Annotated in this window: 18 protein-coding genes and 7 pseudogenes; 15 read left to right on the top strand and 10 right to left on the bottom strand. The window is 68.1% G+C overall.

The annotated features are described in order from the left end of the window. Positions 1 to 245 precede the first annotated feature (245 nt). Together ABZ154_RS26495 and ABZ154_RS26490 are read left to right on the top strand one after the other, a co-directional pair. Positions 246 to 566 carry an STAS domain-containing protein gene (locus ABZ154_RS26495; RefSeq protein WP_356836618.1) on the top strand — a complete coding sequence of 107 codons (321 nt, stop codon included), beginning with the start codon at positions 246 to 248 and terminating at the stop codon, positions 564 to 566. A 159-nt stretch (positions 567 to 725) separates the two neighbouring features. Beyond that, positions 726 to 1418 (top strand): hypothetical protein, encoded by a 693-nt coding sequence (locus ABZ154_RS26490; protein WP_356836616.1) that lies wholly within the window; start codon positions 726 to 728, stop codon positions 1416 to 1418. Between the two features lie 225 nt (positions 1419 to 1643). Here ABZ154_RS26490 and ABZ154_RS26485 read toward each other — a convergent pair whose 3' ends face one another. After that, complete coding sequence (locus ABZ154_RS26485; protein WP_356836614.1) at positions 1644 to 1844, bottom strand: hypothetical protein; 201 nt, start codon at positions 1842 to 1844, stop codon at positions 1644 to 1646. A gap of 91 nt (positions 1845 to 1935) precedes the next feature. On the opposite strand from ABZ154_RS26485, the pseudogene ABZ154_RS26480 reads away from it, so the two are divergent. Next, a pseudogene (locus tag ABZ154_RS26480) lies at positions 1936 to 2258 on the top strand (transposase family protein); the annotation flags it as partial. Positions 2259 to 2288: 30 nt separating this feature from the next. Here ABZ154_RS26480 and ABZ154_RS26475 read toward each other — a convergent pair. After that, positions 2289 to 2530 (bottom strand): annotated as a pseudogene (locus ABZ154_RS26475) (HNH endonuclease); the annotation flags it as partial. Positions 2531 to 3065: 535 nt separating this feature from the next. On the opposite strand from ABZ154_RS26475, the gene ABZ154_RS26470 reads away from it, so the two are divergent. The 3 genes from ABZ154_RS26470 to ABZ154_RS26460 are packed head-to-tail and all read left to right on the top strand — an operon-like array spanning position 3066 to position 5894. After that, entirely contained in the window at positions 3066 to 3944 is an 879-nt protein-coding gene (locus ABZ154_RS26470) for a CPBP family intramembrane glutamic endopeptidase (RefSeq protein ID WP_356836612.1), read from the top strand. A gap of 26 nt (positions 3945 to 3970) precedes the next feature. Continuing rightward, entirely contained in the window at positions 3971 to 5197 is a 1227-nt protein-coding gene (locus ABZ154_RS26465) for a histidine kinase (protein WP_356836610.1), read from the top strand. 4 nt (positions 5198 to 5201) lie between these two features. Next, positions 5202 to 5894 (top strand): response regulator transcription factor, encoded by a 693-nt coding sequence (locus ABZ154_RS26460; protein WP_356836608.1) that lies wholly within the window; start codon positions 5202 to 5204, stop codon positions 5892 to 5894. Between the two features lie 540 nt (positions 5895 to 6434). Here ABZ154_RS26460 and ABZ154_RS26455 read toward each other — a convergent pair. Then, on the bottom strand, positions 6435 to 6839 hold the full coding sequence (locus ABZ154_RS26455; RefSeq protein WP_356836606.1) for an STAS domain-containing protein: 405 nt from the start codon (positions 6837 to 6839) through the stop codon (positions 6435 to 6437). Positions 6840 to 6946: 107 nt separating this feature from the next. On the opposite strand from ABZ154_RS26455, the gene ABZ154_RS26450 reads away from it, so the two are divergent. Next, positions 6947 to 7309 carry a helix-turn-helix domain-containing protein gene (locus tag ABZ154_RS26450; protein WP_356836604.1) on the top strand — a complete coding sequence of 121 codons (363 nt, stop codon included), beginning with the start codon at positions 6947 to 6949 and terminating at the stop codon, positions 7307 to 7309. A gap of 1072 nt (positions 7310 to 8381) precedes the next feature. Here the strand turns inward: ABZ154_RS26450 and ABZ154_RS26445 are convergent. The 3 genes from ABZ154_RS26445 to ABZ154_RS26435 all read right to left on the bottom strand — a co-directional run bounded on the left by ABZ154_RS26445 (position 8382) and on the right by ABZ154_RS26435 (position 10941). Continuing rightward, positions 8382 to 9242 (bottom strand): hypothetical protein, encoded by an 861-nt coding sequence (locus ABZ154_RS26445; RefSeq protein ID WP_356836602.1) that lies wholly within the window; start codon positions 9240 to 9242, stop codon positions 8382 to 8384. Between the two features lie 567 nt (positions 9243 to 9809). Further along, positions 9810 to 10016 (bottom strand): hemopexin repeat-containing protein, encoded by a 207-nt coding sequence (locus ABZ154_RS26440; protein ID WP_356836631.1) that lies wholly within the window; start codon positions 10014 to 10016, stop codon positions 9810 to 9812. A gap of 298 nt (positions 10017 to 10314) precedes the next feature. After that, positions 10315 to 10941, bottom strand: coding sequence for a hypothetical protein (locus ABZ154_RS26435; protein ID WP_356836600.1), 627 nt, complete (start codon positions 10939 to 10941; stop codon positions 10315 to 10317). Between the two features lie 145 nt (positions 10942 to 11086). Here ABZ154_RS26435 and ABZ154_RS26430 point away from each other — a divergent pair. The 4 genes and pseudogenes from ABZ154_RS26430 to ABZ154_RS26415 all read left to right on the top strand — a co-directional run. Beyond that, positions 11087 to 11786 (top strand): annotated as a pseudogene (locus tag ABZ154_RS26430) (transposase family protein); the annotation flags it as partial. Positions 11787 to 12072: 286 nt separating this feature from the next. Next, positions 12073 to 12459: pseudogene (locus tag ABZ154_RS26425) on the top strand (hypothetical protein); the annotation flags it as partial. A 652-nt stretch (positions 12460 to 13111) separates the two neighbouring features. Further along, a complete protein-coding gene (locus tag ABZ154_RS26420) occupies positions 13112 to 14509 on the top strand; it encodes a UDP-N-acetylmuramoyl-L-alanyl-D-glutamate--2,6-diaminopimelate ligase (protein ID WP_356836598.1) in 1398 nt (465 codons plus the stop codon). 196 nt (positions 14510 to 14705) lie between these two features. Then, a complete protein-coding gene (locus ABZ154_RS26415; protein WP_356836596.1) occupies positions 14706 to 14855 on the top strand; it encodes a hypothetical protein in 150 nt (49 codons plus the stop codon). A 74-nt stretch (positions 14856 to 14929) separates the two neighbouring features. Here the strand turns inward: ABZ154_RS26415 and ABZ154_RS26410 are convergent. Further along, a pseudogene (locus ABZ154_RS26410) lies at positions 14930 to 15082 on the bottom strand (YfcE family phosphodiesterase); the annotation flags it as partial. A 169-nt stretch (positions 15083 to 15251) separates the two neighbouring features. Continuing rightward, a pseudogene (locus tag ABZ154_RS26405) lies at positions 15252 to 15470 on the bottom strand (transposase); the annotation flags it as partial. A gap of 337 nt (positions 15471 to 15807) precedes the next feature. Between ABZ154_RS26405 and ABZ154_RS26400 the strand changes: the two are divergent. Together ABZ154_RS26400 and ABZ154_RS26395 are read left to right on the top strand one after the other, a co-directional pair. Next, positions 15808 to 16254 (top strand): DUF4383 domain-containing protein, encoded by a 447-nt coding sequence (locus ABZ154_RS26400; RefSeq protein WP_356836594.1) that lies wholly within the window; start codon positions 15808 to 15810, stop codon positions 16252 to 16254. Positions 16255 to 16402: 148 nt separating this feature from the next. Next, positions 16403 to 17098, top strand: a pseudogene (locus tag ABZ154_RS26395) (IS3 family transposase); the annotation flags it as partial. Between the two features lie 55 nt (positions 17099 to 17153). Here ABZ154_RS26395 and ABZ154_RS26390 read toward each other — a convergent pair. Further along, positions 17154 to 17762, bottom strand: coding sequence for a transposase family protein (locus ABZ154_RS26390; protein WP_356836592.1), 609 nt, complete (start codon positions 17760 to 17762; stop codon positions 17154 to 17156). Positions 17763 to 18143: 381 nt separating this feature from the next. Between ABZ154_RS26390 and ABZ154_RS26385 the strand changes: the two genes are divergently transcribed. Further along, positions 18144 to 19040, top strand: a complete 897-nt coding sequence (locus ABZ154_RS26385; protein ID WP_356836590.1) for a MerR family transcriptional regulator — start codon at positions 18144 to 18146, stop codon at positions 19038 to 19040. A gap of 567 nt (positions 19041 to 19607) precedes the next feature. Here the strand turns inward: ABZ154_RS26385 and ABZ154_RS26380 are convergent. Beyond that, complete coding sequence (locus ABZ154_RS26380; RefSeq protein ID WP_356836588.1) at positions 19608 to 20543, bottom strand: hypothetical protein; 936 nt, start codon at positions 20541 to 20543, stop codon at positions 19608 to 19610. Positions 20544 to 21422: 879 nt separating this feature from the next. Here ABZ154_RS26380 and ABZ154_RS26375 point away from each other — a divergent pair. Continuing rightward, the gene (locus tag ABZ154_RS26375) at positions 21423 to 21755 is read left to right on the top strand and encodes a hypothetical protein (RefSeq protein ID WP_356836586.1); all 333 of its coding nucleotides are present in this window, start codon (positions 21423 to 21425) and stop codon (positions 21753 to 21755) included. Positions 21756 to 21757 lie beyond the last annotated feature (2 nt).

Below are 21757 nucleotides of genomic sequence, written 5' to 3'. Positions count from 1 at the left end.
GCGGGGGAAGTCCTTGAGACGCAGACCCGCGCGTCTGCCTGTCCGGGTTCGTGAGCGGATGGCCGGCCCCGTCGTTCACGACGACGAGCTTGCAGGTTCCCCGCCATGCCTTCCCCAGCACTGCCATGAGGACGGAACGGAAGGCCCGAGCTGAGGGATGCTCACGCGCATACGGCCGGCAGCGGTTCGCCTTGGACGTGAGACTCACCATGGCGGTGTCATGATCGTTTGGGGATACTCCCTTGATGACGACTCATCAGCCGCAGCCCGGCGCGCAGGGCCCGCTTCCGGTGATTGCCCCGCAGGGTGACTTCGACGAAGACACCCTGGCCCCGCTGGAAGCGCGGATCAGGGAAGCCGTGCACGCCCACGGCGGGATGATCCTGGACGCCGGCAACATCACCTTCGGCGACTCAACCTTCCTGCGCCTGCTCCTGGCCACCCACCAGGGAGCCGACCTCCGCATCGTCGCGCCCTCCCCCGCGGTCACACGGCTGATCAGCATCGTCGGCGCCGACCAGGTGCTGAACATCCATCCCACCCTGGAAGCCGCCCGCAACGCCTGACCGACGCAACTGACACCAGCCGGTCGGCCAGCGTGGGCACCTGGTGCAGGTGGCAGAGCGCCCAACGAAGCCAGAAGCAGTCGAGTGTGGGGGCAGTGGTTCGGGGTACTCACCTGCCGGTATCAGCCGTCAGGGCTGAAGGACAGGCAGGTTGAACCGATGAGGCGTTCGGAGCTGGGGCGTGAGGTGGAGTGGGTGGTTGTGGACTGCCCGCCCCGGGACATGCCCCGGCGGTTGTGCCGGGTCCTGGCCCGGGGTCTGCCCGCGGACGGAGTGACGATGTCGCTGCTCACCGACACCCCGTCGCGGCAGATGTTGTGCGCGTCGAACCAGATGGCCACCGACCTCGAAGAAGCGCAGTTCACCGTGCAGGAAGGCCCATGCATCACCGCAGCTGAAATAGGTGACGAGGTGCATCTGACCGACTGGAAGGCCGGAGCGCGGGAATGGCCGCTGTTCACGGCCGCCTTCCGCGAACGGCACCCCGACGTCCAGGCGGTCCACGCCTTCCCGCTCTGGTTCGGTGACTACATCCTCGGCTCGGTCGACGTGGCCACCCGCACCCCGGGAGGTCTGTCCCGTGGCGCGATCGAGCAAGCCGTGGACGCGGTCGACGCGGTCGCGGACGCTCTGCTCCCCGCGCAGCAGCTGCTCCTGGAACAGGACGAGCACCCACCGTGGGAACCGGCCGATGTTGTGCGCGCGCACTGGTCGGACACCCATCGCGCCATCGGAGTCGTCGCCGTGAAAGAAGAAATGAACACCGACGACGCCCTCGCCCTCATGCGCGCCCGAGCCTTCGCCTCTGGCCAGACTCTGGCGGAGATCACCGCTGACATCCTGCGCACCTGACCACCCGCACCACTACCACGGCGCCCATCGCGGGAGGGGCCTGGCCGCCCTGCGAGGGGGGCTATGTGCAGCGCGGTTCTGGTGTGTGGCGTCCTTAAGCGCCATCGGGCGGAGCCGCGCCCCTTCCAGGGTCTTCTGCAGTGCCGGTCGACCTCAGGGGGCACTTCCCCGCCCTGTGCTGCTGATACGACCGCTTCGGCCACCATCGGCAGTCCGCGCGGCGGTCTACGGCCGGACGCACCGCGCCCGCTGGCCGTACCTCATGCCGCTGGAGTAGAGGAACCCCTGGCAATTGCGACCCATGAACTTGATGCCTTGGGTACGCCGCTCCACATGAGTCAGCCGGAGGACTTCAGTGCCCAACTCGGTCGAGAGCTCCAGGAGGTCACCGGGCTTGAGGTCCTCGGCGAGGACATCGATTGTCATGGCGGGGATGGTACGGCTTGATCGCGAGCCGCTCGGCGAAGGATGACTGCGAGATGCCTGAGCAGACCGGCCACAGTGGGATGATCTCGTCGTGGCTGCTGTGATCACGGCGTCAGAGCCTTCCTGGATAGCCCCCTTCACGGGCTGAGCCCGCGGCAGTTCGGCAAGTTGGTGGCCGCAGTGCAGCGCGAGAGTGCAGCCGAACCACGGACGGGGCGCCCGTGGGGCCTGTCACTTGAGGACCGTATTCTCTTGGTCGCGGCCTACTGGTGCACCGCCTTGACCTTGCGCCAACTGGCCCTGCAGTTCGGGATTTCGAAGTCGGCCGCCGACCGGATCATCGACCACATCGGCCCTCTGCTGGCCTTGCCACCCCGATGCCGGTTCGCGAGGGGCACTGTGCTGATCGTCAACAGGAGGATAAGCGGCGAACCTCTCGGTCTCTCAACCGCCCGCCTCAACGTTGCGGTACAACCCTTCGGCGTACACCTTCAGCGCTTCGAGCTCACGGTCATCGGCGGTGAGCTCCCAGCGAAGCCTGGTCGACACCCACTCCCCTATATACCGGCTGTGCCTCCGGTGACGGCGGCATCCAGTCGGCCGGGTCCTGGTCCGACTTCGACCTGTTGGTGCGTACGGTCACCGCGACGAGTGAAACGTACGACCCCCTGGTCGTTCGCGTACGCGAGCGCCCGAACCCGCAGAAACAGTCCCCCGGGTCACGGGCACTCGATCACTGGCACGGGCGGCTCGGTGAAGCTGCGCAGCATTCCCTCCATCTGAGCAACGCAGCCCCCGCCGACGAGCAGGGTGGTTCGAGAAGGGCGTCTACCGGCCGTCGGTCTCCTCGGGGACGGTGACGGAGTCCGCCGTACACGGGCCCGTCACGTCGTCGCCCCGGTCGCGTAAGGCGCTGCGGCGTGTAGTGCGGAACCGTACGGGCCAGGGCGCTGATACTGCGGAGTCGCCGATCGGGGACCGGCTCGGCGTCGTGCAGCACCGTGTGAAAGGTTGCACAGAACAAGTCCCCCAGGGCCCCCGGCCGCGCGCAGTCGATTGTTGACGAGTGGCAGGAGCTACTGGCTGGGCTCAGGCGGATGGTGCGTCCCCCGTGAGAGCTACAGGAGCTGTCCATACACGGGTGATTCCTGTGCGACTGCGGAGCTCTAGCGTGGTCTTCAGGTCGCCGCAGGGGGGACCCACCACCGCAAGGAGGCCACCATGGGCACGACGTCCGCCCTACGACACGACCAAGGCTCCGGCCCGGGCCGGCACCCCGACGGGGGCAGCGGCCGCTTCGGCCTGATCGCGCGTCATCCGCTCGGCTGGATGCTGGCGGGAATGGCCGGCGTCGGCCTGCTCTCCGGGCTGACGGCGACCGGACCCGGCCCCGTGCCTGCGCTGGGCGCGGTCGCCGCGGTGGCCGTGTACTGGTTGGTCATGCGTCGTGTGGCACGACGCTCCACTCCGGAGATCGCCCGGTCCGGGGCCGCCCGGGAGGTGCTGTTGGGCGGCACAATCGGTCTGGTCTTCATCCTTGTCTCCGCCCTCCTGATCAGGGCGTTGGGAGGCTATTCGTTCACCTGGGGGAACGACGGCGTCCTGTCGGTCGCCGGGACCGCGGTCGCGGTCCAGATCGGCGCTGCGGTCACTGAGGAATTGTTGTTCCGCGGTCTGGTCCTGCAGGCTCTTGAGCAGCTGTGGGGCAGCGGGGCCGCCATCGTGATCACCGCGCTGTTCTTCGGTGCCGCTCACATGGGCTCCGAGGGCGCGAACGCGTGGAGCGGACTGGCGATCGCTCTTGAGGCGGGCGTCCTGCTGGGAGCCGCGTTCCTGTGGCGACGTAGTATCTGGTTCGTCGTGGGGCTGCATTTCGCCTGGAACGTCACGGAGCAGCTGCTCGGCATCCCGGTCTCCGGACACGCCCCCAACGGCCTGTTCATCGTCGACGTCGACGGCTCCAACCTTCTAACCGGTGGCAGCTTCGGCCTGGAGGCATCGATCATTCCCGTCGTCATGAGCATGACCATCGCCGTTGTGATGCTCGTCCACGCCCACCGGAACGGTGGCATCAAGTGCCGACGACCCGCAGGCCGCTGAGTCAGGTCGACTGGAGGGGAACCGAAATGATGTCGCGTCAGGCGCCCTGCAGCAGGTGCATGCTGCTGCTTCGGGCGTCGCTGGACCGGTGGAAGGAGCGGGACGCTCTCGTCAAGGACGGCGCCCTCGCCCTGACGCTCGCCGTGCTGGCTTTCGTACCGCCCCTGTCCGAGATTGGTGCGCAGATCGGCGATCTGCCTGAGCGGCCGGCGAACTTGCTGAGCGCCGGTCTGGCTCTGGCCCAGACCGTGCCGCTGGCAGTCCGCCGCAGATGGCCCGCAGTTTGTCTGGCCGTCATCGCGGGCGCGTTCGCCGTGCACCAGGCGCTGGGCTTCGCGACAACGTTTGCGAGCATGGGGCTGTACCTGGCCTTGTACTCCGCCGGGGCCCACCAGGTCCGCTTCAGGCGCGGCCCGCTCATCGTGGTGAGTGCGGGTTACGCCGTTCTGGCCGTTGTCCTGCATCGTCTCGGCTCACCGAATTCGCTACCGGACTATCTCGCGTTCTCTCTGGCTCTGGCCGCGGCCTGGCTGGTGGGGAGAACTGTGCGCACACGGCGGACGGAAGAGGCGAAGCGGCGGCGGCTGGCTGCTGAGGTGGCCACGGCCGCCGAGCGTGCGCGGATCGCCCGCGAACTGCACGATGTGGTCACCCACCACGTGACGGCTATGGTGGTCCAAGCCGACGCGGCGCAGTTCTTACTCACGTCCGCGCCGGAACGCGTCGGCGAGGGATTGACGGCCGTGAGCGACACCGGCCGTCTCGCGCTGACGGAACTGCGGTATTTGCTCGGTGTCCTGGAGGCGACCGGCGAGGCGGCGTCCGCGACCTCAGAGCATGCAGACCGGACGCCCGCCCTCGGACGTGTGGGGGACATGGTCGAGCAGACTCGCAGGTCGGGCCAGCCGGTCGAGTTCGGCGAGCAGGGTGAGCGGCGGCCGCAGAGCGTAGATGTGGAGCTGGCCGCGTACCGAGTGGTGCAGGAAGCGCTCACCAACGCCATAAAGTATGCGCCAGGGAAGCCGACATGGGTGCTGCTCCGGCACAGCGACGAGCACATCGAGATTGTGGTGACCACCGACGGATCCGCGGCCGCACCGCTTGTGCGGAAGCCGGGGCCCGCGGGTGGACGCGGGCTGGCCGGGCTGCGTGCACGGGTGCGGATGCTTGATGGTGAACTGGAGACCGGTCCCCGGCCCGGAGGCGGGTTCGAGGTCCGTGCCACGATTCCGTCCAAGCCCTTTCGGGAGTGACCCCTTGAGTGATGCGCGACCACTGATCCGTGTACTCGTCTGCGACGACCAGGCGCTGGTGCGGACCGGCTACGTCACCATCTTCTCCGCCCAGCCCGACATGGAAGTCGTCGGAGAGGCCGGGAACGGGCATGAGGCGGTGCAGACCGCGCGGCGACTGCGTCCCGACGTGGTCGTGATGGACATCCGGATGCCGTTGCTCGACGGCATCCAGGCGACGCGGCAACTGGCGGGTCCAGATACCGAGGACGCGCCTAAGGTACTGGTCGTCACTACCTTCAACGTCGACGCCTACGTCTACGACGCGTTGCGCGCCGGAGCCAGCGGCTTCCTCCTTAAGGACGCGCCCCCAGCGGAGCTGGCCAACGGCATCCGGACCGTTGCCCGGGGCGAGGCCCTGCTGGCACCCGCCGTCACCCGCGACCTCATCGGCCACTTCGCCCAGCATCTGCGACCGGCCGACTTCTCAAGGCCGGCCAGACAGGACGTCGTGCGAGCGCTGACCCCCCGCGAGCTGGAAGTCCTCCAACTGATCGCCGAGGGGCTATCGAATGCGGAGATCGCCGCGTCAATGTTCATCACGCCCGAGACCGTCAAGACCTACGTGTCGCGCATCCTGGCTAAACTCGGCCTGCGCGACCGCGTCCAAGCCGTCGTCCTCGCCTACCGGGTCGGACTGGTCCCCGGCACACCGTGACCGGCAAACGCGCGTGCCCCGTAGCGGCACCTGCCGTGGCCCACACGTCATACGCATGATCCGCCGGCCAGACAGCCACGCCCTGAGATGACCGGCCACGGATGGCTGGGGCGGCGACACCCCGAGTTCGTTGCCGCGTCCGCCATCGGCCTTCTGAATGCGGCGCAGCGTTCAACGCGGCCGGGTGGACTGCGATCCGGGAGGCGTCCTGAGGATTCGGCCGATCTGACGACCGATCTTTGCCGCAGCTCTCCAGGGCCGACCCGAGAACTGCGATGCGGAGTGCCCTGTTCCTTGGCAGCTCCGACGCCGGGAGACAAGTCACTCACTCCTGCTCGGTCGGGTGGTCCAGCCTCTAGGGCAGCCCCACCCAGCCCCAGCTCCGGCGAGCAGCCTCCATGACTACTGCGCCCATTCACGCAGAAGGTGGGCTTCGCGTACGGTGCGCACATCGGTTGCCGGGTTTCATAATGCGGTACATCGCGTGCCGGTCAGTCAGGAACCTGGCAGCCCTACGTGACGCTGCCGGAGCGCGCTGGGTTACGAGGCGGCCGCTTCCTCGATCGTCCGTCGGATCTCCAGGACGGTGTCGACGCCGGTGATCTCGCAGAGGCGTCGTACCTGCGCGGAGGGTGCGACGACACGCAACGTCCCCATCTGATGGGTGAGGATCAGCAGGTTCAGGAACGTCGAGTCGGCGAAGGTGACGGCGGAGGCCTCGAGGACGACTTTCGGGTACTGCCTGGCCGCGGTGTGCAGCGCCTCCCGCAGCGGAGCGATCGAGCCCAGGTCGTACTCGCCGAACGCGGCGATCACCCGGGCCCCGCGGTACTCGTACTGCCGAATCTCCGGGCCGTACGAGGTGTCCCCGGTGATCCGCTCCGGGGTCAGCGTCCCGCTGGCGCTGCTCGTGCACATCGACAAGGCGGCCTCGTTCCAGAACACCTCGGGCTCCTTCTGCGATTCTCCCGTGTGGGAGCACGTCATCGGTTACCGGAAAAGTATGTCATGCAACGTGCTTCCGGCAACCTGCGTCCCCTAAGATGCTGGGCATGGCCGCAGTACCTGAGTCCCACACCGGATGGACGTTCATCACCAACCACGCGCGCGTGCTGGCCGCCATCGCCGACAATCCGAACATCCGCATCCGAGAGATCGCCGCCCACTGCCGGCTCACCGAGCGTGCCGTCTCCAGGATCATCTCCGACCTGGAGCAGGACGGATACCTCTCACACACCCGTGAAGGACGTACGAACAACTACCGCGTCGATCCGGACAAGGTGCTGCGCCATCCCGCCGAAGCCGGCCTGCCCGTGGCCTCGCTCCTCTCCCTGCTCGTACAGGACGAAACCGAGCGCGCTGCTCCACCGACCGCCCACGAGCTGCCTCAGAACAACGCCCCCGCCGCGAGGTAGCGCGGGATCCTCCCGGACTCAGTGCCCCTGGTCCGTCAGCACGGCACCTGATGACACCGGGCAGCAGTCAGCAATGACTAGAACGTCTCGATCGGATGACGACCGGCACCGCAGCGTTCCGAAGAACCCATCCCTCAGCGTCGGCGAAGCGTAAATGGCACCGACGGATCAAATGGCCCCGCCCACCCGGCCGGCTGTCTCGGCGCCTACTGGCTCGACCGGCCGGAACACGAAATAGAACTGTGCAGGCACTGCCGAGCGCTGTTCGAACCGCCGCATGAGGTCTCTCAACCCGCTTGGGTGGCTATCTCCTAACCGGCCTCGCGGCTGTGAGTGCCTTTGGATCTCGCTCGCCGTCGCCCTGGTCCGGTGCCCGTCCGTCATCGCCGAACAGTGCACACCTGCGACGCAAGCACGGACTGTCCGAGACAGATAGTTCCACCGGCACGGGGGAAGCGCTGCGCACTACCCCGACCTGCCCGGGGTGCTGATCCGAGCGAGCAGCGTGCAGGAGCACCCCTTGACCACGATCTGACGGCAGCAGACAGCGAGGGCCACAACGCCGACGCGCTCCCCGCGAGGCGGCCCTGGCCGTGCTGCGCATGCTCCTGGTCTCTTGTCGGCGATCTGCCGCTGAGCCAGGACCACGCCGTAGTGGTCCATCGCGGCCAGCAGTTGGATAGCGGTCGCGGTCCGGGGACGGGAGCCTCGCAGGGGCTTGCCGTCGACGGCGACGGCCCGCAGGGCGGGCCGCTTCGGGGGTGGTTAGGGTGGCGCTGGTGGTGGGGTTCTGGTCTGCAGGTATGGGCCGTGGCCGCGTCCAGCGCGTCGCCGTCGACTTGCTGGAGCAGGCGGCGGACGGTGGTGGCGTGCGGCACCGTCCGCAGGCCGGTGAGCGGTCAGCCGCAAAGCAGAGGTTGCCCAGGACGTGCTGCTGCGCATCTGTGCGCGGAGATTCGTTCGCGGGGCAGACCGGACGAACCCGCCCCTCATTCGGAATCGCCCCGCTACAATCCCCACGCTCAAGCCGTTGACCTGGGCATACACCGAAGTCCGGCCGGAGTACTAGGTCTCAGTCGCCGCCCCCGCCACACCCACTGCCGCAGGAGTGGGTGTCAGCCTCGTCGGCCCAGTTGCCCCCGTCGCCGGGACCCTCACCGTCCGTACGGCCCGGGGCCCGGCTCCCGCGTGATGCCCGCGGGAGACTCGGCTCGAATTCCCTCTTGCGCACTGCGGCGAGTGTCGCGGGCGGGACCCTCGCCAGTTCGGCGTCGGCCTGTTGCCGGCAGTGCTGGTTGAAACGTCGCCAGCGCCGGGTCAACCAGCCCGGCCACGCGGCGGAGAGCAGCGAGAGGAAGGCCCAGACGATCAGCTGTGCGAAAATCCACGCGGCCACGTCGTCCTCGGGGAGGAATGGCACCGGCGCCCCGGTTGGGATGGACTGGAAGGCCATGCCGAGGCTGGCCAGCAGCCCGGCGCTCAAGGAGAGGACCCGGCCGGGCTCCGCGAACCGGCGGAGACCTGTTTTCTCCTGGGTCAGTGCGGTCCGGTAGGGCTCGAAGTGGGGCTCCCGTCGCAGCTCGTACAGCTGTGCTCCCTGGGGACCGCGGTCCCCGATGCAGTGGGCGAGCGCGCGCAGTGTGGGACCGGCCGGTTCCGGAGCGCCTGGGACTGCGGTCAGAATGCCCTCCTCCGACACCTCCACGGCCCCGTCGGCGGCGAGGACGCACACGGCGACCCGTGCGGTGTACTGCTGGTCGTCCACCTGCTCCGCCGCGGCCACGGGGCCGATGCCTTCGGTCAGGTACCGGCGGATGGTGGCGCGGTCGGGTCGGCCGCGTCTCCGGAACAGGGCCCCCAGCGCGCAGTTCGCCAACACGAAGCCCAGCAGCCAGCCGGCCACTATGTTCCATTCGTCGGGTATCCACCCCATAGTCCGTCCCCCGCCCTCAGTCAAGCGCTGTGTGCCCCGTTCCGGGAGTGGTCATGCCGTCGCGGGGTCATGTGCCCGGGGCGGGAGCCCGGACGCCGCGGGCCACTGCACGTCGGTCCGACACCGCCCACGGCTGTTGCCCCGATGGCCGGATCGCTGACGAAAGGGCATCTGTGGCTACATGACGACATCAACGCCCGCCGAGACCCCGATAGCTCCCTCGTCTCGTGCGCCGAGTCGCTGAGCATCGTCACCCTGCCCGAGGCAGGAGTTCGACATCGACGATGACGCCACCGGCGAGGAGCCGGAGCCGGCTGACGTGATGGCCCTGTTCAGACCCGCATGGCCCAGTGATCTGCAATAGGCCCTGACCTGCGAGGATCGCCCGGGAAGTAATCACCCGGGAGGTGATCACCCGGGATGGCCTATCATTCGCCACTGCACTCGGCCGGATGATCTGCCATCGGGGTCCCACTTGATCAGCGTTCTTGCGTTCGCCGTCCTCGCGTTCGCTGGATCCCGGGGGCACAGCTCGTCGTCCACGACTCGATCCTCGATCCGGTCCGCCTACGCGTCGACCTCTGGCAGCAGAAGCGCCCCCAGTCCGCGTTCCGGGCCGCCCTCGTCCCCCTGATCTCCCGCCTCTACTGCTCCGGCTGGTGGGTGTCCGGCTGACATGATCTTTTCCTGGCCGACGTGGTAGCGCACGTACTTGTCGCCCTTGAACAGGAACACCTCGTTGCTGCTGCCGGGCTTGTTGACGGCGGCGTCGATGTCGGACTCGAAGATGTTCCCCCGGGGACCGCGCCAACCTTCCGCTCATCGTTCCCTGACTGGTGATCTCCTCGCTACGGAGGCTGCAGCGGACGTACTGACGCCGGTCGACCGTCTCGGACTGGAGCTTCTCCCGCGAGACGCGGCGGACCTCGCGCCCCCAGAAGGCGCCAGGAAGAAGCCGAAGCGGTACCGGCGGCGGGGCGGAGAACGCTGTCTCTCCATCCCCCTCCGGTGATAGCTCCCGGGCATCAGCCGGCGGAGCCCGAGCGCTCTTCATCCTGGATTCCCCGGGTCTTCAACGGGTGAGCAGGGCCTTCAGGACGCCGGTGACAATGGCGGTGCCGAGGAGGCCGCCGGCGAGCGTGCCTACGCCGACACCCATCGCTGCCAGGGGTTTGATGTCCGGTTTCAGCAGCGTTCTGCCCCCGAGGTGCCGGAAGGCGACGACCGTGGCGAAGCCGCCGGCAACGAGAGGGAGCGAGGTCAGGAAGAGGAACCCCGTGAAGTTGTGGTCCGGTTCCTGCGCGGAGGTCTCCCGCTGGCCCTGGAAGGTGACCTCGACTATCTGGCCGTCCCAGTAGGTCGCGGTGACAGTGTCGCCGGGCTGGGCGGCGCTGTAGACCGGATGACTCCCTCCGCCCATCCGTACCCACTGCGCCAGCCGGCCGTCGCGGGAGAACAGCATGTAATGGGGGCGGTTCTTGCCCGAGTTCCGGCGCTCCTTGTCGACGAGCGTGACCGGCGTCTGTGACAGGCAGCCCGGCGCGGGCTCCGCGGTGGGACACGTGGGCGCCGAATCGTACGCCTGCTGCTTCTCCAGCTTGCCGGGCAGCAAAAGGACGGCGAGGGCGAGACCGACGAGCAGGAGGACGCCGGCGATCGCGGCCGACAGTGCGGGCCTGGGCCTGTGCTCGGCAGCCAACCTGATCCCCTTACGGCCCGTGGCGTGGTTGGCGAGGATCTTTACATCGCGACGCGAGGGCGTCAATGAGACTTGTTCATCCTGGGCTGTCGGGTGAACCCGGCCGGTCAGGGGCGGAGACGTGGCGAAGCCCCTCGTCGTTGGTGTGGTGATCTCACTCAACACGCCGACGGCCGGGGGCTTCGTTGGTTCCGTATCCTTCCACGCTCGATGTCCCGCACAAACTGGTCGAGCATGTCGCGTGCCTCATCTACACCCGAAGGTGTGAACAAGTCACTCGTTGGCGTAAGTTGCACTGCCTCCAACAGGCCCTGCTCGAGCCCGCCCACCTGCGCAAGAACGAGACGTTCGCGCAGCTCGGCGCCGAGTTCGGCATCTCCGAGGCGACAGCCTGGCGGTACGTGGACGAGACCGTCGATGTCCTTCCTGCCTGGGCGTCTGGCCTGCGCAAGGCCCTGACCGGCCAGGGCGAGGACGACTTCGTGATCGTGAACGGCACTCTGATCCCCACCGACCGGATCGCGGCCCTGCCCGGACGCACTGAGAACCCGACCGCCGCCCGCGCTCATGGCGTGATCGAGAACTGCCTCACCCGCCAGATCCTCATCCTGGCCGACCGCGCCTACCAGGGCGCCGGCGCCACCGTACGCACCCCCTACTACCACCACGAACTGCCCAGGCACCACCAGCGGTACAACCGGAACCACGCCCGGCTCCGCGCACCAGGCGAACGCGCCTTCGCACAGCTGAAGACCTGGCGCCTACTTCGTCGAGGCCGCTGCTCGACCAACCGCATCGGACGCATCGCCGCCGTCCACACCCTCCTGATCTGCGGATACAGGGGATGGGATGAAAGAGGTTCAGTGAGCTTCTTCGAGTTAGCCACCGGTCCAGTGATCGTGACTGAGCGCTTCGCTTGGCGAGTGAGCCCTTGAGTGGGTGGCTGCACCGTCCGGTGCCAGCTGCTGGGTGAGCCGGGACAAGGGCCCACTCGAATTTGTCGGCCAGAACGCAAACAGGGCGGGCAAGGCCGATGAGGGACGATCAAGCTGTTGTCAGTGGCTGACTCTAGGGTCGGCCCTATGACATGAACTCGTAGCCCGAATTCGTCACTTCCTTGCTCCAGGCCACTGGCCGTATCAAGAAAAGGTGATCGCCTGGGCACCCGCCCAATCTCAGCGATGTTCGCCCCTGGTGACTTCCAGGCGGGCTACCGGGCCTCGTGGTGGACCACCAACGAGGACCGCGCCAACGCCAAGCCTCCTGTCGATCTGTTCTGCAACGCGTCGAACAACTGTGTTCCTTCCAAGATCGGCGACAACGACTCCAACGACCCGGGCCTGGGTGCCTGCACGCTCGACCCGGGCGACAGCGACACCGATCCACACTGGCTGCATTGCTGGTGGCACGAGGAGACCAGCAAGGAGCAGTGGAAGGACTGCGAGCGACTGGCCGAGTGCGGCAACGGGGGTGCACCGCTTCAGTACGTCGTACGGTGAGCAGGCCGACGCTGGCTCCTGTTGATCAGAACCTCATGGGGCTCTCGTCCAGGGCGTAGCGGACGTGTGGGCCGCCGAAGTAGCTGCGGATGCTCTGTGGCTGACGTTGTCGGAGGTGGAAGAACCTTCGAGGTTGGGCCTTGACCCAAGGCCGAGACCCGGACACGCCGCAATCTTTACAGTCCGTCGCGAACCAAGTCAGATGGTTGGGGCCCTTGCGGCCCTGCTGCACCAGGTAACCACCATGTCCCGTGCACGAGAGGGCATGATTTGAAGTCAGCCAGAAACCGAGTCAGACAGTTGCGAACTCTCCGCCCGCACGCGCCCACGACCCACTCCCAACCAGCCTCGAGCGGCTCATGACGCTACCGACGCTGATTCGTCGGAGTTTCACCGACCAGGGGTTCGGTTATCCCTTCCGTTGATGTCCCCCGTACGCAACCGATCACTCCTTCGACCGGCTGCCGAGCACCGTGCGTCCGGCCTCGCCCACCCGCCAAGCGGCCGTGCCCGCGTTCAGGAGGTTGACCGTGGCCCGTGCGTCGCATCGGGAAGACCGTCTTCGCACGGCACCCCTCTGTCTGCATGATCTTCTGGCCGTCCTACGCGATGTCGCTCCCGAAGCCCGGCTGGTCACCCGGCCCGACGGCGGGCGGGTGCGGGTGCACGGGGTGTCGTTGGACAGTGCCGATGTCGTGCCCGGCGACCTGTTTGCCGGCCTTCCGGGGAGGCTTCGCCACGGGGCCGACTACGTCAGCCGGGCCGTCGCAGCCGGGGCTGTCGCCCTGCTCAGTGATCGCCCCGACCATCGCCTGCCGTCACTGGTCGTCGACGAGCCCCGCCAAGTCCTCGGCCATCTGAGCGCCCGGCTGTACGGCATGCCCTCCCACGCCCTGTCCGTCTACGGCGTCACCGGGACCAACGGCAAGACCAGCACCGTGCACCTGCTGGCCGCCGGACTGGAGGCTGCAGGGCGCCGCACCGGTCTGGCAGGCAGCCTGGAGACACGTCTGCCGGACTGCGCCGGGCAGCCGGCCAAGCGCACCACCGCGGAAGCGCCCGCTCTCCAGCGACTGCTCGCCCGCACCCGCCAGTCCGGTGGAACCGACATAGTGCTGGAAGTCTCCAGCCACGCCCTGGAGCTCGGCCGGGTGAACGGCACCCGCTTCCGCGTCGGCGTGTTCACCAACCTCAGCCCCGACCACCTGGACCTGCACGGCGACCTTGACCGGTACTACGCCGCCAAGGCATCCCTGTTCACCCCGGACCGCTGCGAACACGCTGTGATCAACATCGGCGACCCCCACGGGCGCCGCCTGGCCGCCGAGACCCGCTGCCCTGTGACCACCTTCACAACAGGCCCGGAACCTGCCGACTGGAGCGTTCGCACCATCGCAGCCGATGCCATCGGCACTCGTTTCCGCCTCCGCGGACCGGGCGCCGAGCAGCAGGAGGTGCGGTTGCGGCTGCTCGGCGCCCACCAGGCCGATAACGCGGTGGCCGCAGTCGCGGCGCTGGCCGTCGGCGGCGTCGACATGACGGCAGCTCTGAGCGGGATGGAGAAGCTCACCACTATTCCCGGGCGACTTGAGCGTATCGACGCCGGACAACCGTTCCTGGCGTTCGTGGACTTCGCCCACAACACCGGCGGCCACCGTCGGCTCCTGCCCTTCCTTCGCTCCCTCACCGACGGCAGAGTAATTGTTGTCGTGGGCGCCACAGGCGAGCGCGACCCCCGCAAACGGTCGGACCTGGGCGACATCGCCGCCCGCAGCGCCGACCTCGTGGTCGTCACTGACGAAAGCCCGCACGCCGAAGACCCCAGCACACTGCGTACCGCCGTCGCAGACGGCGCCCGCCGCACAGGACTTGCCCCGGTCCACGTCGAACCCGACCGGCAGCTCGCGTTCGGTGTGGCCGTGTCCGCAGCCCGGCCTGGAGACGTCGTCGTGGTCGTCGGACGCGGAGCCGACCAGCAGCAGACCTCCACCAACGGTTCGCGTCCCTTCGACGACCGAACCGCCCTGCGCACCGCCCTCCTCCAGCACGCCGCTGCCGCGGGCCCGTGACCGCCGCCTTCCGGGAACAAGCTGGCCGGCACCGTGAGGCACCAGACCCAACCATGCGCGTGCTGCCCCAGGTCTGCTTCTTGATGGTTTGCCCTTTGTCGTTCTCTGCCCGAGTGGGAAAGCACTGTCCGGGTACCCAGCGGCTGGGAGGGCGCCAATCGGACCATCCCTGACACCACCGCACGAGGAGCGATCGATGAGCGAGCAAACACCGTCACAGGCCGAGGGCGACCGCGGACCGGACACCGAGCCGTCGGCGTCCGACCATCCCGCGGTGGCGCGCACCACACCGTCCCAGGCCGAGGGCGACAGGGCTGAAGGGGACGAGACTGAAGCCGCAGACTGAGAGGGCCTGCTGACCGACGAGGGATCGCTCTGAAGTCCGCCGGCTCTCGCCGTGGCCTGGGTCGGCACGGCTGGTCACCGCCTGGGCAGCCGATGCAGGGCGACCTCGTCAAGCTCTCCGTTCCGGGCGGTGCACGTCATGTACGTGCAGTGCGGCTGCCGTCTGCGGTCTGTCGGTGACCCCGGGTTGAGCAGGCGCAGCCCACCTGGTGCCCGTGTGTCCCATGGGGAGTCCCGCTTCTGGAGACGGGACAGCGCAGTGAGAAGGGGCTCAGGCGTCGAGATGAGAGTCAGCGAACGGCCCTGCCCCGACAACTGCAGGGTTCGTCGCGCAGCCGCCCGGACCCTGCTGTTCAGGCCGTGTGCCGGGCAAGGGAGACCGGCCGTGGCTGTGGTTCCGCTCCCGCAGGCGTCGGCGGTAGACGTCGAAGTGACCGCGATCGGCGTGGAGCCTCCGGGGCCGGTGGCGGGGGCGTCCGCGCCTGCCACGGATGTGCGGGACCGCGTCGATGAGAGGCAGGAGCTGGGTGACGTCATGGCGGCGGCCCCGGGTCGGTGACACACGCAGCGGGATGCCGTTTGCGTCGGCCAGGACGTGGTGGTTGGAGCCCGGGCGCCAAGGTACGGAACTCGCCCGGCGGCTGGGCCCATGGTTCGGGCTCCTGTGCACCAGGACACCTACAGCGTGATTGCCGTCGTCGTTGAGCGCGTGCCTGTACGAGACGGACCGGCGCGGCCTCAGGAACGGGTCGTGCACGGCGGCCGCGTGGCCGAATCGCAACCGCTCACGCCCGATGAACCGCTGGTTCACGCGGTCGGGCCCGCGCCTCCGTCCAGTCGCCGTCCCATGTAAAGGTGTGTGGGTAAGGGCGGAATAAAGGGGTACCTGCCGAGTCTGAATCTGCCGGACCATGCGGAGCGAGAGCCCGTCTCGTGACAAGGAGTGCTGGAACATGACTACGGACCGTCGAGGAGCGACGAAGTCCCCCGTCCAGAAAGCCGCCCTGGCGGTAGGCGTGGTCTTTCTTGTGGTAGGTGTCCTGGGGTTCATCCCAGGAGTCACGAGTGATTACGACACGATGAAGTTCGCCGAGCACCATTCCGAGGCGAAGCTCCTGGGTGTGTTCCAGGTATCGATCCTGCACAACATCGTCCACCTGCTGTTCGGTGTCGCGGGCATCGCCATGGCCCGCGCGGCCTCGACCGCCCGCACCTACCTTCTGGCCGGCGGGGCCGTCTACCTGCTGCTGTGGCTCTACGGCCTGTTCATCGACCACGACAGCGCCGCCAACTTCGTCCCCTTGAACACGGCCGACAACTGGCTCCACTTCTTCCTGGGCATCGGCATGATCGCACTCGGCGCCCTGCTGACCCGCACCCGTACCCACACCGCGCGGTAGCAGGGCACACGCGGCCCCCTCAGCTTCTCTTCCTTCCCGCCGTGACAGGAGAAGGAGCCGAGGGGGCCGGACACGGTTGGGGACGGCAATCTGAGTTGTACGGAGATTTTTGGAGTCCCTGATGCCAGGGTTCCGGTCCTGGCGAAGGGCACCGCGCGTCCATGCCGAGCTGCGGGCGAGGGGGCGGGGTATCAACCGCAAGCGGGTGACCCGGCTGATGCGGGTCAATGACATCGTCGGTCGGCACCTGCGGAGGAAGAAGCGGACGACAATCGCGGACATGACCGCGCCGCCCGTGCCGGACCTGGTGATGCGGGACTTCACCGCGGACACGTTGAACACCAGGTGGTGCGGTGACATCACCTATATAGCCGTCGGTTCGACGTGGCTCTACCTCGCCACGGTGATCGACATCTGCTCGAGGAAGGTCGTGGGCTGGTCGATCGCGGACCATATGCCGACCTCGCTGGTCACCGACGCGATCGAGATGACCGTGGCCTCCCGCAGCGGCCGGGTGAACGGCGTCGTGTTCCACACCGACAGGGGCGCCCAGTACAACGCGGCAACCTTCGCCGAGGTCTGCCTGCGGCATGGCATCCGCCGCAGCATGGGCCGCGTCGGCTCCAGTTACGATAATGCCCTCGCAGAGTCGTTCTTCCAGGGCCTCAAGCGCGAACTGCTTCACGGACGCCGCTGGACATCGAAGGCACAGACCCGGCTCGAGCTGTTCCGCTGGCTGCCGTACTACAACCGGCGCCGTCGCCACTCCGCACTCGGCTACCGCACCCCAGCCGAGTCCGAACAACAACTCAACACGACACGTACGCTGTCACTCGTCGCATGAAACCCGGTGTCCACTCCCCGGGATCAACCTCAGACCACCTCCACCCCGGGCCGTTTCACGAGCCAAGCGGCCAGGCTGGACGCCTCCCGGTCGGGCAGCAGATCGATTGGACGCCGGCTTTCGACGTCGACCAGGACGGTCCCGTAGTGACGGCCTTTGCGGTCGCGTGCTCATCGACGCCGACTACCCGCGGTGCCGGGACTTCGGGGTCGGGCAACGCTTCGACCAGCCGCAGTACTGTGCTGCGGCTGACGGAAACGCCGATCACGCTCGCCATGCGGGCACCGGCGCGACCGGCGAGCGCGAGCCCAACCGCGGCCAGCGTCGACCGCAGCCGCTCGGTCCGCCGACCGTACCGACGGGTCAATCCTGGCAGCTGTTCCGCGAAAGTCCGCCTCCCGCACGAGATGACCGGACAGAGGAACCTGCGGACTCGCAAACGGAGAGCGACCCGTCTACCGCCGCTGGGCACATCAGCAGGAAACCGCAGGTAGAAGCTGTGAATCCGTCGTGACAGGATCCCGCATCCGGGACAGATGGCCCCAGCCGCTGTGCTTCGGGCCTCTATGCGTACCGCCTCGTCGTTCACGGCGACCGACAGCACCGCCACGTCGGCAACCGACGGGAACAGCAACTCCTCCAGCCGGAGCACCACTTCTTCCACGGGCAGCACTGTCGGCCACACTGCACCCGGTCCGGGCCAATTCCGGGCAACTTCCCCGCGGCCGCCTCGCCCGAGACCCGTCACTCAGCGTGCATGCTCCACGGAAAGTGAGCCAGAACCCCACTTCGGGAGGCACCTGCCTCCGGCTCTGTTCGATTCATGGCTTGGGGGATCGTAGCTCCGGGATGAGGCGGCCGCGATGGGCTGTCAGTCCCTTCTGTGCGATACCTCGCGAGTCGCCGTGGTTCTTACCGGAACTGGGAGCCCCTGGCCTGAAGCTTCTCTCTCGTCACGTGATCGGCCCGTCAGTGACGTGACTTCGGTATTCGTCGCACTGAGGCGCTTGAGTCTCCAGCCGCCGGAGGGTCCAGGATATTACCCATGAACGACGAACGCCCCGACGTGCTCACCATTGGCCAGCTCGCGCACCGCACCGGATCTCCGGTACGAACCCTGCGCTTTTGGTCGGACGAGGGGGCGGTGCCGCCTGTGGCCCGCTCCGCGGGCGGCTACCGGTTGTACGACGCCGAGTCCGTGGCCCGCGTCGAGCTGGTCCGCACCCTGCGGGAGCTGGGCCTTGGGCTCGACGACGTGTGCCGTGTCCTGAGCGGCCGCACCACGGTCGCCGAGGTCGCCGACGCGCATGTGGCCGCGCTCGACGCGCAGATTCGCTCACTCAAGGTGAGCCGGGCCGTCCTGTCCACCGTGGCGAAACGAGGTTCAAATGTTGAGGAGACGGCACTGATGAACCGGTTGGCGCGGCTTTCCGCCGCCGAGCGCAAGCAGATCATCGACGTGTTCAGGGAGGAGGTGTTCGGCGGCCTCGACGACCCGCGCCTGCGCGACCGCATGCGCACCTTCAGTATCGAATTGCCCGACGATCCCACACCTGAGCAGGTCGATGCCTGGATCGAACTGGCGGAATTGCTGCGGGACCCTGTCTTCCGCGCCCGGTTGCGCACATGGACGCCCGTTCCGGAGCAGGGCCGTCCCGCCGGGGCATCCATCTGGTGGGCCAGACAGATCGTGCAGACCGTCACGGAGGTCAGAAAAGGCGGGGTCGCTCCCGAGGGACCGGCAGCGGCCGAGGTGCTGTCCGAGCTGTTCGGAGACGCCGATCGGGCCGCCGTGCTGCGCAGCCTGGAGGCCGGGATCGAGGCAGGAGCGGACCACTACCGCAGGCTCGTCGCCCGCGTGCGCGGACAGGTATCGTCGCCCGACACGACCAAGGAGCTGGAATGGCTGGCGCGGGCCCTGCGCGCCGCGGGTCAGACCTGACCGCCTTGGCACACCGGCGACGACTGGTGGGACTGATCCCTCCGTCCTGCGCAGTCGTAGGTCGCGGACTGTTCGAATCCTTGGTGCCTCCCGAAGTGGGGTTCTGGCACAACTTCTGTGGTGACAGCTCGATGCTCAGTGCGTCGGGACGCTGGGCCACGAGAACCTGCAAGTCAGAGCGTCGGCCCGACGTGGCCCCGAGCGCCCAGGGTATGCGCGGCGCCGCCTACGCCACCGGGGCCGGCATCGTCGGACTCCTCTTCTGGACGATCCAGCGGGGTCTGTAGAAATAGGGCATCCGGCTCAGTCGTGCCCGATCGAGTATCCGAGCCGTGGCCCGAGGCTGCTCGCGGGGGTTCGCCGCGCGTACGCTCCGGCCCATGACACCTACCGCAGCGTTCCCCGCACACCGTCAGGAGCCGGACCGCGGCCGGGGCTTCACCCCCGCACTCTGAACACCCGGAGGCCCTCACCGATTGCCGATCGGTGAGGGCCTCCTGCTGTGCCACGGCCAGCTGGTCACCCTCCAGGCCACGGACGACCGCAGACCGGTGTGCAGCGGTGGTGTCAGTCGCCGGTCTCGTGGGGCAGTCCGTCGTCCAGGACGATACGGATGCTCTGGCCTTCGCCGTCGACGGCGGTGAGTTCTGCGGCGATGCGGTTGTAGGCGGTCGTAGCCAGTGCCCAGTCCGCTTCCAGAGGGGTGGCGGCGGAGCGGGTATCCCACAGCTTGATGAGCAGGCCGATGAGGGAGCGGCCGGAAAGGACGGTCTGGACGCGGCCTTCCTTGACGTCCTCGACCGAGGGCGGGGTGCGGAAGTGGTCGTGGTCGACGGCCAGGGCGGTGAGCCATTCCCAGGTGTCGCGGTGCGCGACCAGGTCGACGGAGGCCACCCCGGCGGCCTTGAGCAGCAGGACACCGTGGGTGACCCGGGGGTCCTGTCCCTGGCCGGTGGTCGGCGGGGCGGTGGCGGAAGGCTGGGCCGTGGGAGTGTCATTGCCCTGGTAGGCGGCCTCGATCGCATGCTTGAGAGCGTCGTCCTGCTCCCGGTTCTGGCGCTCCGGTTCCGGCTGTGGCTGCTGCTGGTTGCTCTCCATGGTTCCCCCCTGGGAGTCGGTGTCGGATGAGGTGGGCGGTGCCGTTGCCGAGGCGGCGGGCTCGTGGTTGGGCTCCGGGGCCGCGGGCTCCACCGGTGTTGGTGCGCCGGGGTCGGGTTCGTCGGCCGGCCTCTGGAGTTCCGCGAGGGGGCGGAGGGTGTCGGCGAGTTCCAGCAGCTGGCGGAGCTCGCCGCGGGTTTCGTTGAGGTCGCTGATCATCCGGTCCTGGCGGCGGCGTACCTCGCGGTTCTCCTCCTGCAGTCCGGTGACACCTCCCTGCACGACCTCCAGGATCTTCAGGCGGGTCTGGGTGAGCTCGCCGTGCAGGGCGGTCAGCCCGACCGTGGCGTCATCGAGACGGGCGACCGGTGCCAGCAGGGCCCGTATCGCCTCCAGTTCCTTCATTGCGGCACTGAACGCGTCTTTCCACTTCACGTAACCCCCTGGTTACTCAGAGCTGTAACCGGCCGTATCTCCCCATAAGCACTCCATGTGACGCGCCGATTTCCGGCCCTTCCCCTGGCCGGGACTACACCCCCCCTCTCCGAACGGCGGGGGCACTGCGGTGTGCCAGCCCCCGGCGTCAACCTGCCGCCTGCCTGGACGTCCTTTCCGGTGACATCCGGCCCAGTTTCCGTTTGGGGGGAGTGCGTTCGTGGCCACACTCGCGGACGTGACAGACCCTCTCGGCCTCGCCCCTAACGACCTCCCCGTCACGGCCGGGCCCGCCCGGTAGCCTCCAGCACCGGACGGGTCCGGCTTTCGATGACCCGGTGGCTTCTCGCCCCGCGCACCCTGTGGCACGCGCGCCGCCTGGCCGCGGCCGCCCGCCCCCGGAATGGACGCGCAGACCGCGTGAGTGGTGGCCCGTCTCACCCGTCACCCCGATGAGTACGCCTATGCCCTGGCCCATCCCTGCTCCTACGCCCGCGCTCTGGCCCACCTGGACGACAGGCCCGGCCGGGTGTGACCGTTCCGGCCAACTCCTGCGGACGTACGGCGGGGTGCGATCCGGCTGCGATGATCAGAACCCGCTGAGCTGTCCGCGAGGGAGAGGGTGAAGACGTTGCTGGTTCCCCGGGTGCATCAACCGGCTTCGTTCGCGCAGCTGCTGGAGCGGCGGCTGAATCTCACGCCGGGCTTCGAGGCCGGGCGCCTGGACGCGGAGCAGGTGGCCAACCTGCCGCTGCTGACCGTCGCTGAGGCTCCCGCCTACGCGGGTACGGCCCGGCTGGTCGCACTGATGCGGAGCCTGCCCGTGCCCAGCGAAGAGCCTCAGGACTTTTGGTCAAGCTGTGGACCGCGGACGCCGATCCGGTCCTGCTGCCCGGCAACCTCAGGCACCAGTTGCTGCGCGCCGTGGACGGTGACGGTGCCGCGCTGGTCGACCAGCTCCTGCAAGCGATCACGGAGATGGACGGCGAGCAACGCACCGCGGCCGCCGTGGTCATCGGTGAGGTGATCAGCACGGATTTCCTGCGCGGCTACGAGGCCGGCTACGTCGGCGAGCTGTGGCTGCGCGAGGTCGAGAGCACCGCCTGGCAGGTCCTGTACGCCTACGACAGCGGTACGTGGGAGGAGCACCAGGAGTTCCTCCAGGCGTGGAAGGACGCCTGAGC

This window comes from Streptomyces sp. NPDC006261, from assembly GCF_040613515.1.
GTDB lineage: Bacteria > Actinomycetota > Actinomycetes > Streptomycetales > Streptomycetaceae > Streptomyces.
Note: the sequence above shows the minus strand (reverse complement) of the source record. Positions and strands in the feature narration are given on the sequence as shown.

Coding starts and splice junctions, on each gene's coding strand:
- ABZ154_RS26470 (WP_356836612.1), top strand. CDS start 3,066: ATGGGCACGACGTCCGCCCTACGACACGACCAAGGCTCCGGCCCGGGC.
- ABZ154_RS26465 (WP_356836610.1), top strand. CDS start 3,971: ATGATGTCGCGTCAGGCGCCCTGCAGCAGGTGCATGCTGCTGCTTCGG.
- ABZ154_RS26415 (WP_356836596.1), top strand. CDS start 14,706: ATGAGCGAGCAAACACCGTCACAGGCCGAGGGCGACCGCGGACCGGAC.
- ABZ154_RS26485 (WP_356836614.1), bottom strand. CDS start 1,844: ATGACAATCGATGTCCTCGCCGAGGACCTCAAGCCCGGTGACCTCCTG.
- ABZ154_RS26490 (WP_356836616.1), top strand. CDS start 726: ATGAGGCGTTCGGAGCTGGGGCGTGAGGTGGAGTGGGTGGTTGTGGAC.
- ABZ154_RS26495 (WP_356836618.1), top strand. CDS start 246: ATGACGACTCATCAGCCGCAGCCCGGCGCGCAGGGCCCGCTTCCGGTG.
- ABZ154_RS26450 (WP_356836604.1), top strand. CDS start 6,947: ATGGCCGCAGTACCTGAGTCCCACACCGGATGGACGTTCATCACCAAC.
- ABZ154_RS26445 (WP_356836602.1), bottom strand. CDS start 9,242: ATGGGGTGGATACCCGACGAATGGAACATAGTGGCCGGCTGGCTGCTG.
- ABZ154_RS26385 (WP_356836590.1), top strand. CDS start 18,144: ATGAACGACGAACGCCCCGACGTGCTCACCATTGGCCAGCTCGCGCAC.
- ABZ154_RS26400 (WP_356836594.1), top strand. CDS start 15,808: ATGACTACGGACCGTCGAGGAGCGACGAAGTCCCCCGTCCAGAAAGCC.
- ABZ154_RS26380 (WP_356836588.1), bottom strand. CDS start 20,543: ATGAAGGAACTGGAGGCGATACGGGCCCTGCTGGCACCGGTCGCCCGT.